This window comes from Pseudoalteromonas sp. AWM4_233, from assembly GCF_056158285.1.
Genome location: NZ_JBSWSZ010000001.1, coordinates 1,047,731 through 1,063,827 on the forward strand (window position 1 = coordinate 1,047,731; position 16,097 = coordinate 1,063,827).

The following is a 16,097-nucleotide window of genomic DNA, read 5'->3' on the forward strand; positions in this document are numbered from 1 at the left end:
GTAGATAACAGAGCCTTATCAGTTGAAAGTTAGCGTTGCGTGAGAGTCTTTATTACTTATCAAAGAGATAGCATTATTGATAAATACATCTTTTGTCAGTGTTTGAAGGGCTTTGAGTAATCTAGGTTGCATTGAAAAGTGGTGATCTTCATTGGTGATCGCGACCCAAAGCCGCTGAGCTCTCAGTCTCAGGTTTTTGTCGTTTTCTGCAATTTGTAGCTCTAAAGCTTTCTTAGCCTCTAAAAATGCCTCAGAACTTAATTTCGACAAGTTATTCAAGAATATATTGATAAACTCTTCATGACTTTGCAGTAGTAGCTGGCTAGAATTATTTGGAGATTGCACATAAAACGCAAGCCCTGCACGGGTGTTAAAAGGCGCGTAACCTGCACCGACTAAATAACCTAATTGCTGCTTGGTTCTGAGTTCATCAAAATACAGATGCTGAACAAGTTGATTAATAAGCATGAGTTGTACTTTTTCATCAACATCTGAAGTTTTTGCTTGAATATAATATAGTAATCCATGTTCAGCCTGTTCTTTGAAAGATGAATGCGTCATGTGTTGTTTGAGTTTAATAAGGGGGCGTTTTAAATCTTCTAAGATTTCGCTCTTTTTGAAGGTTTCTTTGATGCTACTAAGCATATTTTCAGCATCACTTTCACGCCAATTACCATACATAAACGCTTTAATATGTATGGCTTTAAAAAATGCACCTCTAAATTCATTGAACTCATTAAATGTAACACCTTTTAGGCTTTGCGCTAAGTCTTCAGGAGCTGGGTTCCAAGGCATCAGATGTGCACCTAATATGCTAAATAGCGCAGAGACAGGTTTATTATGGTTATGTTGAAGCCAATGTCTCGATAGTTGTTTTTTATATTCAGCAAATCGAATAGGGCTAATATCTTGAGATAAAATATAGTTAAGTAACTCTACTGCAAATTCAGGCTGGTTTGCCGAGAGACCAGCTGTATTGAGCGTCAAACCACCTTGATGAGAGGTGATATGGTAGTTAAGGCCCGCAAGTTCAGCTGAGTAGAAAGGCTCAGCGAGACTATCCATTAATAAATCGGCTAATAACCGTGTAAGTGCCATGTTCTTAACACAATTAACCGCGACTTTTGAATCTATCTCGATATAAAGGTGTCCCTTTGTGACTTTGAATTCTGTGTCTTGTTTAAACCAGAAATTTAAACCGTCCTTAAAAGCAAGTTTTTTTGGCACAGAGAAAGACGGCGCGCTTGTGTGTAAAATTTGTTTTGCTTTTAAATAAGGATTGACGCTAGGCAGCTTCATTTCTGGAAGAGGATGTTTTATTTTATCAAGTGTTTCAAGCCAGTGCGTAGGTAAATCTTCTACCAGATAAGCTGTGTTATACCACTGGGCTCTTTTATTAGTTTCAACACCTTGATGAATTAAAACGACTCGCATATTCTTCGCCGACAAGTATTGGCAAAGTTTTTTGTGTAAATGAGGCTCGAACCCAGTCATGACATAGTCACCGCACAAATAATCCGCTTCATCGAAGTGGTGCATATTCACGCTTAACGCATTAACCCACTCTACTAATTTGCTTGGTTCTTGGTTGTCAAAGGCGATTTCTAATAAAGCTTGTTTGTCAGCATAGAGTGCAGGTAAGTCGGCAAACTTATGCTCGATAAGTGCAATATATTCGAATAACATTTCAATAATGTCTTCGTAAAACTCAATCCCGTGTTCCGTGAGGGCAAAGCTGACATTAAAGTCTTTATAATTACTGCCACTCACGCCGCCACCGGCTGAAAGCGCGTTGATCCAACCTTGGGCTTTTAATATTGAATACAGCGAGCCTTCGCCTTCAAAGCCAATCAAGTGAGCTAAAAAGCTTAAACTCTTAGATTTATACAGGTTATGAACATTAGGCATAGCAAAGCTAACGATCAGTTTCTGCATTTGCTTTTTAGGCGTAATGTGAATGAGTTTACCCAGATCATTGCTACGGTAGAGAGGTACATTGATAGCGGGTTTATTATTTTGGCTTGAAGCCACCCTAGAAAAGTATTGTCTAGCCATATCGGCTAACTCATTCAACGATTGAGGGCCTGCAATGGCTAATGTCATCCATTGGGCAAGGTAATGGGTGTTGAAAAATTGACGTAACTCGTCTGAGATACAGGCGTCTCTGTCTTCTAAAGTTTGATGGTTGCCAACGGCAAACTTTGCAAATGGATGAGCAGGGTTTGCCGTTTCTTTATGCACTTGATAAATGCGTCGACCATCATCTTTAGTTTTCATTTTGTATTCGGCATCTATCGCATTTCGCTCACTCTTTGCTTGAAGTTTGTCGAATAAGGGAGCAATAAAAAACTGGCTGAAAATGTCTAATGCGGCATGTAATTGTTGATGATCACAATCGAAAAAATAGCTACTGTGTTCTGTGCCAGTCCATGCATTACAATGTCCGCCAGCTTGACTAATGAATTGAGAGAAATAGCCAGGGTCAGGGTAGGCTTCAGTGCCGAGGAATAGCATGTGCTCAATAAAATGCGCCATTCCCTGGCGATCCTTAGGATCATCAAAGTGTCCAGCATTGACGGTCAGTGATGCTGCAGATTTTTTTGAATCTAGGTCTTGTACAAGGAGTACCTTCAGACCATTGTCGAGTGTAAGAGTTTGATAGCTGCGTTTATCATTATTGCTAATTTTCAAGAGTCTGCCGCCGATATAAATTAAGAGATGAGGCCAATTTGAACTAACTTACCGCTGCTAAGGTTCTTTGGATTGTCATGTGTTTTGTTTTAATATAGCGAACAAAGTAGTTAAGTTGCTACCGCTTTACTGAAAATTATTACTCTAAGTGTTTGAGGTTTTATGAAAACAATCTTAATTATGCGCCATGGTGAAGCCGAGCCTATGCAAGCTGATGATGCCGCAAGAGCGCTGACCCCGCGTGGAGTAAGCCAAGCGAGTGAAATGGCGCTATGGATTAAAGCGCATTATCAGCCCAAAGCGATACTCGTAAGTCCTTTTATTAGAGCGCAGCAAACAGCCGAGCAAGTTATTAAACACAACCCCGTAGATTATTTTGAAGTATGTAAAGATATTGTCCCCAGTGGCGATGCGCGATTTGCGATTGATTACCTCGAAACTTTAATGAGCTTGAATCCAGAGATTGATACCTGGCTTTTAGTAGCGCACATGCCAATAGTGAGTTATTTGGTAGACCAACTAAGCCCTGGTGATATGCCAATTTTCACTACAGCTGGCATTGCTGTTATTCGCTATGATGAAAAAAACAGAAAAGCGGATTTTTTTAAAGTAGTTTCTCCTTCACTTTAGTCAGTTCATTTACTGTACAAATCTTAAATCTCTCCCTTACCCAAATAAAGCGTTAATTTTAACGTTTTTCACTATTGGCACAGGACAAATGTCCTTGCTTTTGGTTTTTGGTGGTAAAATAAAAGTTGTTTAAATCGGTAATCTTGTAGATAAAATTTATTATTTTTGGCTTTTTTGGGGTTATTTGAAGCAAAGTTGAAATTTGCTGTTATAATTATGCCGTTAGATTCAGCCTTAGAATTCGTTTTGCACTCTCGTCTCTAAGGTCCGCATTGTACATTCAGTATAGGCGAAAAATTGAACTAATCACGCCAATGTGATACGGCGCCCATATTTTACCGTTGAACAATAGAGTGCTTATAAAAGGTTTACCCCAAACATGAAAGCAATCAAAAGATCTACGTTAGCAGTTTTAGTCAATGCAGCGTTGTTCTCTACTGTAGCAAGTACTTCGTTCATCTCGCATGCTGAAGAGCAAGAAGCTAAAAGCAATCAGCTAGAAGTTATTCAAGTAACAGCACGTAAACGTGTTGAAAATGCGCAAGAAGTACCTGTGTCTGTGTCAGCCCTACAAGGCGATGGATTAGACGCATATAGCTCAGCGGGTATGGATATTCGCTTCATGAACGCAAAAATCCCAAGTTTATCAGTTGAATCATCATTCGGCCGTACTTTCCCGCGCTTTTATGTTCGTGGCTTGGGTAATACCGATTTTGACTTGAACGCGTCACAACCTGTTTCATTAGTTGTAGACGAAATTGTTCAAGAAAACCCTATTCTTAAAGGTTTCCCTGTATTTGATATCGAGCGTATCGAAGTACTAAGAGGCCCACAAGGCACACTGTTTGGCCGTAATACACCAGCAGGTCTTGTAAAGTTTGATTCAGTTAAGCCAAGCCAAGAGTTCGATGCGTACAGTGCGGTGTCATACGGTAGCAAAGGCTCAGTAGACTTTGAAGGTGCAGTAGGTACTGGTCTTACTGACAAGCTTTCAACGCGTGTTTCTCTACTTATTCAAGATCGTCCAGATTACATCGACGTAAAAGCACCGGGCTTCGAAAAAGAAGATTCGCTTGGTGGTTACAATGAAAAAGCAGCACGTGTTCAGTTTTTATATGAAGGTGATGACTTCACCGGTCTTTTAAACTACCACAAGCGCGACCTTGACGGTCGTCCAATTGCATTCCGTGCAAACCTGATTGAAAAGGGCACAAATAACATCAATCCAATCTATGACAATGATGTTGTTTATCACGATGCAGCTTCTCGTTCGACTCAGCAGGTTAATACACAAGGCCTAAGCCTTAAACTTGAGTGGGATCTAAAAGAGCACACAGTAACGTCGATCACTGGTTGGGAAAGTGCTGAAATCTATTCTCGCGCAGACGTCGATGGTGGTTATGGTGCATCATTCTTACCAGCAATGGGCCCAGGGGTTATCCCGTTTGCATCTGAAACTGCTGATGCAATCCCTGAGCATGACCAATATACTCAAGAGCTTCGTCTTTCAAGTAACTTCTCTGGCGATATGAACTATCAAGTAGGTGTGTTCTTATACGAAGAAGATTTAGTAATCGAAAGCTTCAGTTTTGATACGTTTGCTTGGGATGCAGCTGCAAACAATTATGGCCTTCAAAACGGTTATGCAATCCAAGACCAAAGCACGTCGGCGTGGGCACTTTTCGGCTCATTTGATTACACAGTATCTGATGAATTAAAAGTAACCGCTGGTATTCGTTACTCTAACGATGAAAAAGAGTTTTACGCGAAGCGCACGAAAACACCGGTGCCATTCACAGGCGCAACAGACTTTAAAGAAGGCTCTGCAAACCCAGATGACAGCCATGTATCTTGGGATTTAAGCGCAACCTATAAGTACACTGATGACATTAACCTATTCGCGCGTATCGCAAACGGCTTCCGTGCACCGAGTGTTCAAGGTCGTATTTTATTCGGTGATGAAGTAACGGTTGCTAAGTCTGAAACGACTAACTCAATTGAAGCAGGTATCAAGTCTGACGTATTAGACGGCCAAGGTCGTGTGAATGCGACAGTTTTCTATTATCAGATGAATGACCAACAGTTAACAGCTGTAGGTGGTGACGCTAACTTTAACCGTCTGATCAATGCTGATAAGACAACAGGTTACGGTATCGAGCTTGACTCAGAGTGGGTTTTAACTGATGAGTTAAACGCAACATTTAACCTGAGCTACAACAAAACTGAATTGAACGATAAAGACCTAGCTGTTCAAGTTTGTGCTCAGTGTACGGTAACAAACAAAGTAGAGAATGGTTTAGCAGTTTTAGATGGTAACAGCTTACCACATGCACCAGAGTGGATTGCAAACGCGACTCTTCGTTATACCAAAGAACTTGAGGGTGGCGACTTCTTCATCTACTCAGATGTGTCTTACCGTAGCGAAATTGACTTCTTCTTATATGAAGCGGTTGAGTTCAAAGGTGAAGCGTTATTTGAAGCAGGTGTACGTGCAGGTTACCAATGGTTAGCTGGCGACAACGAATATGAAGCATCTGTATTTGTACGTAACTTATTTGACGAGCAAGTGGTTATTGGTGGCGTAGACTTCAATAACAACACAGGTATGTTAAATGAAGAGCGTTACATTGGTGCTGAATTTAAAGTACGCTTCTTCTAATCTTATTTCGAAATAGAAATTAGTTTTAGTAAAAACCCGCATTTTCGCGGGTTTTTTTATATTTCGAAAACATAGTATTTAGCCTTTTGCCGATTACTCTCAAATAAGTCACATTGAGGATTGGTATTAATAAAATGAGCTGGTAAAGTTGCCCTAAATTGAAAGTAAGAGAAAAATTATGTCTGGATTTTGGAATTACCGTGTTATTTTTTGTGAAGCAACTAAAGATGAGGCGGCGCTTTATCAAATTCACGAAGTTGAATATAACTTAAATGGTAAAGTAACAAATTGGTCTGAAACAGGTGCTGCACCTTTTGGCCGCACAGTTGACGAGCTTCAAGCAGATACGGACCGTTTAAAGTCTGCGTTTGAAAAGCCAATCTTAAAAGTAGTACGCCAACCTCGAGGCTATACGCTTGTAGAGGTTGAATCAGGTGAAGAAGCAACAGCAGAAGTACCTGAGAGCTTAAAGCAATAAGCTAAAAACGATTAATTCAAGGAGAGAAACATGGAAAAGCGAGCATTACTGATAGATTTTGACGGTACTTTGGTTGATTCTGAGGTCGTTCATTATGACAGCTGGCAACATGTTTTATCTCCTTTTGACATTCATTATACAGAGCAAGCTTTTTGCTTAGAGTTTGCGGGTGTCCCTACCTTACAAGCCGCAACAGTAATAAAGAAACGGCATAATTTAGATATTTCAGCTCAGTGGCTATGTGAGCAAAAAAATCAGCAGTTTGTTCTAACGTCTGAACAGGTAAAACCAAAGTTATTAGCAGGCGTGAAAGCTTTCCTTAATGCAGCTAAACAGCAGTTTACCTTGGTCTTAGTAACAGGCAGCACACGCAATGAAGCTATTCCTGTATTAACGCACTACGAATTATTTGATTTGTTCAGTGCGACGATATGCAAAGACGATGTAATCAACCCAAAACCCGCTCCTGAGCCATATTTAAAGGCACTTGAATTCTTATCTATAAAGCCCCTGGAAGCATTTGCTTTAGAAGACAGTGCTACGGGTCTTCAAAGTGCGACAGCAGCGGGCGTACAGACAATTGTTATCCCTCATGAATACTCGAAATCTCAAGATCACAGCAAGGCTAGTTTTATTGCCAATGATCTTAGTGAAGCTTGGGAGTATATTCAAAAAAATACCTATATTTAGACTATATAAAGGTCACAATACTTCAGATAATGAGGGCAGCTAGGAAGTATAAACTCATTATTAATTTTACTTCAGCGCATAAGGAGCCATGCGTATGTATTATTTCTATTTATTAGCTTTTTTATTGTTAAGCTCAGCTTCTTGGGCGAATACCTCACCCGCACAATTAGCTTCTGTATTCAACGATACCCACCAAGTCGAACATTATTTAGTGAGTGAAAAATATGATGGTGTACGTGCCATTTGGGATGGCACACAACTTAAAACTCGACGCGGTAACCTAATTTATGCACCAGCTTGGTTCACAGAGAAATTACCAAACACTTACCTAGACGGAGAACTTTGGGTCGACTACGGGCAATTTGAGTTTGTCAGTGGTCTTGCCAGACAGCTTAACGGCAATGATAAAGACTGGCGCAAAGTGAAGTATATGGTCTTTGATATGCCAAAAGCGTCTGGCAGTTTTGCTGAACGCTATAAAAAGTATCTGCAATTGGTCACTGCACTCAAGCAGTCTCATATTCAAGCTGTTACGCAACAAAGCTTTGCCAGTAGAGAGCAATTAGATGATTACTTTGATGAAGTGGTAGCAAGAGGTGGAGAAGGGGTAATGTTACATTTAGCCACCGCTTCACATTTTGCAGGCCGTTCACCACAACTATTAAAATATAAGCCCTACTCAGACGCCGAAGCGGTTGTAATTGGCTACAGTGAAGGTAAAGGTAAATACCAAGGCAAAACAGGTGCATTGCGCGTGCGCAATTTAGACGACGGCGTTGAGTTTAAAATAGGCTCTGGGCTTACCGACGCACTCAGAGCAAACCCGCCTCAAATAGGTACTGTGATCACCTATCGTTATCAAGATAAAACAAAATATAACAAGCCGCGTTTTGCAAGGTTTCTAAGGGTGAGAGAAATATTTTAAACTCAGTTTTATCTGTGGTACTCTGCGCGACCTTTTTTGTGTCGGAGGTTAGAGATGATAGTTGGATTTGATTACGGTAGTTCTAATTGTGCGATGGGTGTGATGCGTGACTCACAAGTGGCACTCGTTAAATTAGAAAACAACAAACATTATTTACCTTCGACGCTATATGCACAGCATAATGCATTAATCTCAGATTATGTTGCACATAATTTAAAGCAGGGTGATGTAGAGAGTTTTAGACAATCTAGGGCGCACCTTTTGAATACTGTACCGGCTATTAAACGTGACCTAGACTTGGAGTCTTCTGATACTGGTATTTCTATTGGTCAGGCTGCCATAGAAGAGTATATCGACTTTCCAGAAGATGGTTATTTCGTTAAATCGCCAAAATCGTTCTTTGGTGCAGTAGGCTTAAAACCACAACAAATCGCCTTTTTTGAAGACATTGCCAGCACCATGATCATGCAAATCAAACAGCGTGCAGAGCAACAGCTGGGATATGAACTGACACACACTGTCATTGGCCGTCCGGTAAACTTTCAGGCCATTGGTGGTGAAGAAAGCAACCAACAAGCTGTGAATATCTTAACCACAGCGGCAAAACGCGCAGGTTTTAAAGAGGTTGAGTTTTTATTTGAACCTTTGGCTGCGGGGGTCGATTTTGAATCCGGCTTAACGGCTGACAAAAAAGTGCTTGTGGTCGATATTGGTGGGGGTACTTCTGACTGCTCGTTTGTGCAAATGGGACCAAGTTTTAGAGACAATGCCTGCCGAAATGCCGACTTTTTATCGCATACTGGTAAGCGTATTGGCGGTAACGATTTAGACATAGCATTGGCGTTTCATGAACTAACTGATTTACTAGGTCGTGACGATAAGTTTAAGTCAGGTCTTCCTATGCCTAACCAATTGTTTTGGCAAGCATGTAAAATTAATGACCTGCAAATGCAAAGTGACTTCTACTCAGATAAAAACCATCGCGACTTAATTGCGATGCTTCGTGAGATAGAGCAGCCAGAACGGCTACAGCGTTTGATTAAAGTACAAGAAAACAAGCTATCGCACCGTTTAGTTAGGCAAGCTGAATTAATGAAAATTGCATTAAGTGCTAACTCGCAGAGTCACTGTGATATGAGTTTCATCAGTAAAGACTTGGCTAAGTTGATCACTGATGCACAGCTTGCTGAAGCCCTTGAAAACAGTTTAGAGCAGATTTGCACTTTGGCTGAGCAAGCTATTCAAGATGCAGGAACACAACCTGATGTGATTTATTTAACGGGCGGCAGTGCGCAATCGCCACTATTAAAGGCGGCGCTAAAACAACGACTGGGTGATATCGAGATGTTAAGCGGCGATAACTTTGGTAGTGTCACCGCCGGTTTAACTAAATGGGCAGAAAAGCTATTTAGATAAAAGCTTCTAAATATTAAGTGTTTAGTCGCGTTGCCAAATACTTGTCGTAATCAGGTAAAGCGCGGCTAAATTCAGTACTCATCAAAGATGAATGGAGCAACATATCGGCGGTTGCTTCATTACAGGCCACAGGAATATTCCAAACAGCAGCTAAGCGCAAAAGTGCTTTAACATCTGGGTCGTGTGGCTGTGAAGCCAAAGGGTCCCAGAAAAATACCAGCATATGGATTTGATGCTCGGCTATTTTCGCACCAAGCTGTTGATCTCCACCCATAGGGCCACTGAGTAATTTATTAACGCTAAGGCCTGTAGCCTGCTCAATGACATTACCTGTTGTGCCTGTAGCAGAAAGCGTGTGACGCTCAAGGGTATTCTTGTGGGCTAAACACCAGGCTTTTAACGCGTCTTTTTTACCATCGTGAGCAACCAGTGCTATGTGCTTATTTGATGGGATTTTCTCAACCTTGGTTTCCATACTCATTTCTCATTTCTAATTGTTAGAGTAACAAGTTAATCGCAAGGGCGATAAAAATAAAGCCCGAAAAGCGGTCTATCCAGATTGGTGCGCTTGGGTGCTGCCTAAAGTAGCCTGCAATTTTGTCACCGCTGTAAATGTAGGCACAATCTATCGGGAAAGCCAAAATAGGGTAAAGCAAACCAAAAATAGCCAATTGTAAAGTGGTTGAAGAGAGTGTTGGGTCGACAAATTGCGGAATAAAAGCAATAAAGAATAGCGCCACTTTAGGGTTAAGTACTTCAGTCATCATGGCTTGAACAAATACATTCCCCTGTTTTTTAGTGCTTACATGGGGTTTATCTTCAGAATCAACTTGCTTTTTAAATGTGTCTTTAAGAGTTACAAAACCCAAATAACATAAATAGGCTGCGCCTAGATATTGCACCGTCGCATAGGCTGTTTCAGAGGCTTTTAAAATTGCCGACAGTCCTACTACAGCAAAAATAGTATGAATAACACCACCGGCGGCAAATCCTAACGCACTTTGCATACCTGCTTTTCGGCCATGGGTAAATGTTTGTGCCATTAAGAATGCATTTGAAGGGCCTGGTGCCACGGCAATAACTGCACTAGCAATTAAAAAAGAAATGACAGATTCGGGATTGAGCATCGCACTTAAATTATTGTTGTTATTGAGTGGGGCAGAGTATAAGCGGGTTTGAATAAAATATACAGGGGTAAACAAAAGCGGGCATGAAGCCCGCTTAAAAATGGTTGGTTAGAATACTACAGTCTGAGTGCTTGAACAGGCTGAAGTACTACCTTGTTCACAAACTTGGTAGCTGTAGCTACCGCCGCCTTTACCACCGATGCTGTCAGTGTAGCTATTATCGTTGCTGGTTGTGACAATTTTGCTACCGTTACGGTAAATATCAACATTTGATGTCGTTGCGCCTTGCCAGTTTAGGTCAGCATATTTTGAACCTTTAGATTTATAGCCAGAAGCAGTTAGGCTGAATGAACCACCAGTATCGCCGCCACCGTTGTCACCACCGCCATTATTACCGCCAGCACAACCATTTTGCGTTAGGTAATCGTCAGCGGCTTTCGCTTTAACAATACCATAGCCGAAGTAGACGTCATTACCTGCCGCACCTTGGTCTTCAGCCGTTGCTTTAAGCGCTGAACGAATTTCTTCACCAGTACATTCTGGGTGATTTGACCAAATAAGTGCAGCAAGGCCAGCAACTGCAGGTGTTGCCATAGAAGTACCGCTCATTAGACCATAATCACTTGTGCCAATGCTAATAGATGCAGAAGTTGCCGCCATTAATGCTGAACGATCTTCAAAAGCAGCACCGACCGCTGGAATTGACGTTGTATTCGCGTCACCTAATGTAGCGTAAAGCATACCTGCTTCATTGTTTATAATGATAGCGCCTACACCACCAGATGCTTCACAGTTTGCTACTTTGTCATGGAATGAAATATTACCACGGTCGATTAAGCATACTTTACCAGCTGCTTGTGCATCAGTTGCTTCAGCTGTGCCCATGAAGTAAACATTTGCGGTTACTGAGCCTGAGTTTTCCATTGAAGAAGTTTCAAATGGTGTGCCATCCATAGATAGGCTTGCTGATGTTGCCATACCAGCAGGGTAAGTAGATAGCGTATCAACACCGCCTGCAGTGACTTCTACACAAATTGTTTCGTCAGTTGTAACTCGACGGCCCTTGCCTGATGTACAGCTTGGGTATTGAGAGAAATCTGCGATTTGGTTGTTTGCATCATTTGCACCAATCATCATGACTGATGGGTAACCTGCTGGGTAAGAACGAACTGAGTTGCCATCATTACCCGCTGCTGCAACCACTAGGCCACCAGCTTGAGAGAAGCTTGCAAATGCATTTGATTCAGTGCTGTTTGAACCACCGCCACCTAGGCTCATGTTGATGATGTTTGCACCAGCTTGCGAACAAAGGTTTGCAGCATGGGCTAGATCAGAAGAGTAACCCCAACCTTCAGCGTTAAATACTTTGATAATGTGCATGTCTACACCTGGTGCCATACCAACAACACCGACATTGTTGTCAGCCGCACCAATAGTGCCAGCTACGTGTGTACCGTGTGGGCCACCATGCTCATACCAGTTACCTGTGCCTGAGTCGTTATTACCTGTGATATTACCCCAAATAAAGTCTGGGTTTGACATATCAAGCCCTGAGTCGATAACACAGACTTTCATGCCAGCATTAGGATCAAAAGTTAACTGATCTGCTTGAGATTGATACACAGCGTAAGGTGTGATCTGCTGCTGCATTGCATTACCTAGATCATCGTTATAGATGCCCAGAGCTTTACGCTTTTGGTCTTCTTCAATGAGTTTAATATGTGGGTTGTTTAGTAAGCCTTTTACGGTTGATAGATCTTTACCTGAGAAACTTGCTGCAAAGAAACCATTACCATCAACATGTAATTCAGCGCCTAATTTTTTAGCTAATGCTTTAACTACGCCTTTTTTATCGTTATCAACCTGGATGATGTAGCGGTCATCCGCTGCGTTAACAGAAGCGGCTGAACAAACGCCTGCAAGAAGTAGTGCTGAGGTGAATTTATTAAACTTCATACTTGTTATCTCTTTTGTAATTATTATCTGATGTTTTTTAAACATTTTTTTAACAATCTCGAGATTACGTGAAATTTTTTGGTTGTAAAGGGTACGAAATTACATTTTATCGAGATTTTTAGAATAAAAAAATCTAGTCGTAGAAGTAAAAAATATTAACGGAAGTCCAGATATTTACATGGTTTACCATAGTGGGAACGTAGGTGAGAGTAAGACCTATTAGTAAAAACAGGTCTTACCTTTTAGTCATGAGTTTGAATAAATTATGTTGCTCTTTGTTGATTTAAGTGCAACTAAAAATAGCAGGCAGGTTGTTAAATGAATACCAACTTGAACCGGTGCACTCAAACCAAATTGCTGTGTTAATACAGCAAATACTGCAGCGCCTGACATTTGCATTACACCAATGAGCGCAGATGCAGTGCCCGCTTGTTGTGCAAAGCCGCCAAGCGCTTTTCCAGCTGCAGAGCCTAATGTAAATGCAAAGCCGATAGAGGCAATATACATAGGTAGCATAAATACAGCTGGTTCAGCGACGCTACTAAGCGCCATCATGAGTAGGCCACCCAATGTGAGCAGCGCTAAGCCAAAAATTAGGCTCTGTTTAGGTGCGCTTTGAATATATTTAGGGGCGATAAAGCTGGCTGCAATGCTGATTATGGCATTCACAGTAAACCAAATCGTAAACTCAGCGATATCTTTATTTAGCTGAGTCATTACCCACTCAGGTGCTGTAGTGACAAATACCAGCATAGCTGACATTGCGACCATGGTAATAGAGGCATTAAACATAAATTCACTGCTTGCAAGCATAGGTTTAAAACGCCTTAAATCTAATATATGGCCAGAATAAATGGTATCTTTTGGACGCGTTTCAGGGCACAACAAAAACAGCAAAATAAAACCAAGCACGGCAAAGATAACCAAAAAGATAAAGTTACTTTGCCAGCCAAATTGCACGGTTAACCAAGCACCGAAAATGGGCGCCAATGCCGGTATAAAGCACACGATACCATTGAGGTAGGTGATCATTTTGCCGCTGCCTTTATGACCGAACTGATCTCTGACAATGGCAAAAGCAGTAACAAAAGTCGCACATGCGCCAAATCCTTGCAATGCACGGGCAGCCATGATCACGTACCAGTCATTGGTGTTTGCTGCGAGCAAGCCACCGAGTGCAAATAATAAAATGCCAACCAACGCGATGGGTCTTCTACCATATTTATCGGCAAGAGGCCCTGCAATTAGTTGTCCTAAGCCGACGGTGAGCATATAAATGCCAACGGTTTGCTGAATGTGCGCATTGCTTACTGCTAAGCCAGACTGCATGGCAGGAAATGCAGGTAGGTATAAATCAATACCAAGCGGACAGAAAATAACGAGTAAAATGAGAATAAAAACGCTGAGTTTTGAGTTAATTTGGGGATCAGACATGCGCACTCCTTATTAAGGGCGCGTATTGTAACGCTCTAAAATAAAAACGACAGGACTTAATACCGAGAAACGATAATATATTTTCATTTATGGCTTTTTACTTAAGGTTATATTCAATTTAAACTTGCTGAAAACTGGTCTGATGAGTTATGTTTGCTAATTAAATAAGAACAATTACTGGAGCAAAACATGGCTGCATCATTAATGGGGATTTATAAAAGTGTTCGTTGGTTACCATTCGGTAACTGGTTATTTAGTAAGGCTGTATGTATTAAGGCACCTTACTTTGGTTCTATTAAACCGACTATTACACATTTAGAAGCGGGAAAATGCGTTGCAGTGATAAAGAAACGCCGCTCGATTCAAAATCACATAGGTACTATTCATGCCATTGCACAGTGTAATCTTGCCGAGCTGGTGGCAGGTGTCATGACAGATGCAACCGTCCCTGTTAAAACTCACCGTTGGATCCCAAAGGGGATGACAGTGCAATATCTAAAAAAGGCGGATGGCGTTTTAACCGCAGAAGCAAAAATTGATTTACCAAGAGTGTGGCAAGATAAAGAAGACTTGATTGTGCCTGTAGAAGTATATGATCAGCACAAAACTAAAGTGTTTCATGCTGATATTACTATGTATATTACTGAGCGTTAGCTTGCTCTTTGATGGGGGTGATATTGTCGGGGGCTTGCTTATGTGTAAGCTTGCCCTCTAAATGCGCCCCGGCATCTATGGTTAGCGTGTCATGAGCAACATCACCATGCACTTTCGCTGTAACTTCTAGGTGCACTGATTGCGCGTCAATGTTGCCGTTGATAGTGCCTTTCACTTGTACTTTTTCAGCGATAATATTACCGTTAACTTCACCATTTTGACCTACGATGAGAGTCGATACTTTTAAATCGCCAGTTACTTTTCCATCTACTTGTAATTCCCCATCACAGTCAATTTGCCCAGTCACATGGGTGTTGGGTGAGATTAATGCGGGTAAACTTGCGCTGCTATTATTTTTAAATTTATTGAACACGAGAAAGTACCTTAGCCAGTTTTATCGGATTGATATGCTTACCATTTTGTAAGACTTCATAGTGTAAATGAGTGCTGGTGCTTCTACCAGTACTTCCCATCAAGGCAATCACATCTGACTTTTCGACTTTTTGGCCTTTCTTAACTTTAATGGTATGAAGATGACCAAAACGGGTTACTAAGCCATTGGCATGCTCAATTTCAACAAATTTTCCATAACCGCCATTTTTCCCGGCTTTTGTCACAACCCCAGCGGCAGGGGCATGAATGTCTGTTTTATGCCAACCAGCTAAATCGACACCTTTGTGCATGGCTCTGCGGCCTGTAATAGGATCTTTTCGATAACCAAATTGACTGGATACATAAAACTTTTCTTGTTTTACCGGCATGCTGTCTGGCAGCAAAGTGATCATCTGCTCGAGTTCATTAAGTTCAACCAGCTTATCAATCACGCTTAAGTAATCGGCAGAAATCTGTTTCGTGTCTAACTGGTGGTAAGGACCACCCTGAGCGATTGGTGAAGGGGCCAATTGCTTATCTAAACCAATTTCATCTAAGTGGGTATGCAATTCGCTTGCTCTTGCGGTGATGTTATTTTCGATGTGGTTGAGTAATGATGTTTGCTTATCGGCTAAGCTTTTTGACTGCGCTTCAAATTCATCGTTTTGAGTAGCTTGCTGTTCTGATGTTGTTGGCGTAGCGACACTTTCAGGTAAAGCCTCGACTAAGCCCTCTAATAAGTTCTGTTGTTGAGAAAGATCTTGAAGTGTTTTTGTTTGCTCAGCTAATTTTTGTTCTAGTTGTTGTTTTTCTAGCTGCCAGTTTGATTCAGCCGTCAAGCGTTGTTTTTCTAACGTTTGTATTTGCTCTTGTTGTTGTACATAACCATAAGAGCTGACACTAACCCAACAAACCGCACCTACAGCGGCACATAACAAGCTTACTTGCAGGCTGCTAGGTAGGGTAAACATACTCACGTCACCATTTTGGCGAAGTAACAATTGTTTTGGCTTAAATGCGCTTTTTACTAGGTGACTGATCTTGTTCAACATATTTCTTAATAAC

At 41.3% G+C, this 16,097-nt stretch carries 14 protein-coding genes; 7 read left to right on the forward strand and 7 right to left on the reverse strand.

The window, feature by feature from the left end; translation table 11 throughout:
• Positions 1-18 precede the first annotated feature (18 nt).
• Positions 19-2,691, reverse strand: a complete 2,673-nt coding sequence (locus ACXAC4_RS04650) for an insulinase family protein (protein ID WP_475159375.1) — start codon at positions 2,689-2,691, stop codon at positions 19-21.
• 162 nt (positions 2,692-2,853) lie between these two features.
• Between ACXAC4_RS04650 and sixA the strand changes: the two genes are divergently transcribed.
• The 6 genes from sixA to yegD all read left to right on the forward strand — a co-directional run bounded on the left by sixA (position 2,854) and on the right by yegD (position 9,489).
• Entirely contained in the window at positions 2,854-3,321 is a 468-nt protein-coding gene (sixA, locus tag ACXAC4_RS04655; RefSeq protein ID WP_475159377.1) for a phosphohistidine phosphatase SixA, read from the forward strand.
• A 379-nt stretch (positions 3,322-3,700) separates the two neighbouring features.
• Complete coding sequence (locus ACXAC4_RS04660) at positions 3,701-5,980, forward strand: TonB-dependent receptor (RefSeq protein WP_475159380.1); 2,280 nt, start codon at positions 3,701-3,703, stop codon at positions 5,978-5,980.
• A gap of 178 nt (positions 5,981-6,158) precedes the next feature.
• The gene (locus ACXAC4_RS04665) at positions 6,159-6,458 is read left to right on the forward strand and encodes a hypothetical protein (RefSeq protein WP_475159381.1); all 300 of its coding nucleotides are present in this window, start codon (positions 6,159-6,161) and stop codon (positions 6,456-6,458) included.
• Between the two features lie 30 nt (positions 6,459-6,488).
• Positions 6,489-7,148 carry an HAD family hydrolase gene (locus ACXAC4_RS04670; protein ID WP_475159383.1) on the forward strand — a complete coding sequence of 220 codons (660 nt, stop codon included), beginning with the start codon at positions 6,489-6,491 and terminating at the stop codon, positions 7,146-7,148.
• An 88-nt stretch (positions 7,149-7,236) separates the two neighbouring features.
• Positions 7,237-8,073, forward strand: a complete 837-nt coding sequence (locus tag ACXAC4_RS04675) for a DNA ligase (protein WP_475159387.1) — start codon at positions 7,237-7,239, stop codon at positions 8,071-8,073.
• A gap of 54 nt (positions 8,074-8,127) precedes the next feature.
• Positions 8,128-9,489, forward strand: a complete 1,362-nt coding sequence (gene yegD, locus ACXAC4_RS04680; protein ID WP_475159389.1) for a molecular chaperone — start codon at positions 8,128-8,130, stop codon at positions 9,487-9,489.
• 13 nt (positions 9,490-9,502) lie between these two features.
• On the opposite strand, the gene ACXAC4_RS04685 is transcribed toward yegD, so the two are convergent.
• The 4 genes from ACXAC4_RS04685 to ACXAC4_RS04700 form a co-directional block, all read right to left on the reverse strand.
• Complete coding sequence (locus tag ACXAC4_RS04685; protein WP_475164053.1) at positions 9,503-9,964, reverse strand: methylglyoxal synthase; 462 nt, start codon at positions 9,962-9,964, stop codon at positions 9,503-9,505.
• Between the two features lie 22 nt (positions 9,965-9,986).
• Positions 9,987-10,616 carry a LysE family translocator gene (locus ACXAC4_RS04690; RefSeq protein ID WP_475159390.1) on the reverse strand — a complete coding sequence of 210 codons (630 nt, stop codon included), beginning with the start codon at positions 10,614-10,616 and terminating at the stop codon, positions 9,987-9,989.
• A gap of 108 nt (positions 10,617-10,724) precedes the next feature.
• Positions 10,725-12,572: a S8 family serine peptidase gene (locus tag ACXAC4_RS04695; RefSeq protein ID WP_475159393.1), complete on the reverse strand. Its 1,848-nt coding sequence runs from the start codon at positions 12,570-12,572 to the stop codon at positions 10,725-10,727.
• A gap of 246 nt (positions 12,573-12,818) precedes the next feature.
• Positions 12,819-14,006 carry a multidrug effflux MFS transporter gene (locus tag ACXAC4_RS04700; protein ID WP_475159396.1) on the reverse strand — a complete coding sequence of 396 codons (1,188 nt, stop codon included), beginning with the start codon at positions 14,004-14,006 and terminating at the stop codon, positions 12,819-12,821.
• Positions 14,007-14,195: 189 nt separating this feature from the next.
• Here ACXAC4_RS04700 and ACXAC4_RS04705 point away from each other — a divergent pair, with 189 nt between their 5' ends.
• On the forward strand, positions 14,196-14,660 hold the full coding sequence (locus ACXAC4_RS04705; protein WP_404390646.1) for a hotdog fold domain-containing protein: 465 nt from the start codon (positions 14,196-14,198) through the stop codon (positions 14,658-14,660).
• Here the strand turns inward: ACXAC4_RS04705 and ACXAC4_RS04710 are convergent.
• Both ACXAC4_RS04710 and ACXAC4_RS04715 read right to left on the reverse strand, forming a co-directional pair.
• The gene (locus tag ACXAC4_RS04710) at positions 14,647-15,033 is read right to left on the reverse strand and encodes a bactofilin family protein (RefSeq protein ID WP_138483262.1); all 387 of its coding nucleotides are present in this window, start codon (positions 15,031-15,033) and stop codon (positions 14,647-14,649) included. The genes ACXAC4_RS04705 and ACXAC4_RS04710 overlap by 14 nt on opposite strands.
• Positions 15,023-16,084 (reverse strand): peptidoglycan DD-metalloendopeptidase family protein, encoded by a 1,062-nt coding sequence (locus tag ACXAC4_RS04715; protein WP_475159401.1) that lies wholly within the window; start codon positions 16,082-16,084, stop codon positions 15,023-15,025. Before ACXAC4_RS04715 ends, ACXAC4_RS04710 begins: the two co-directional genes overlap by 11 nt.
• Positions 16,085-16,097: the final 13 nt, after the last annotated feature.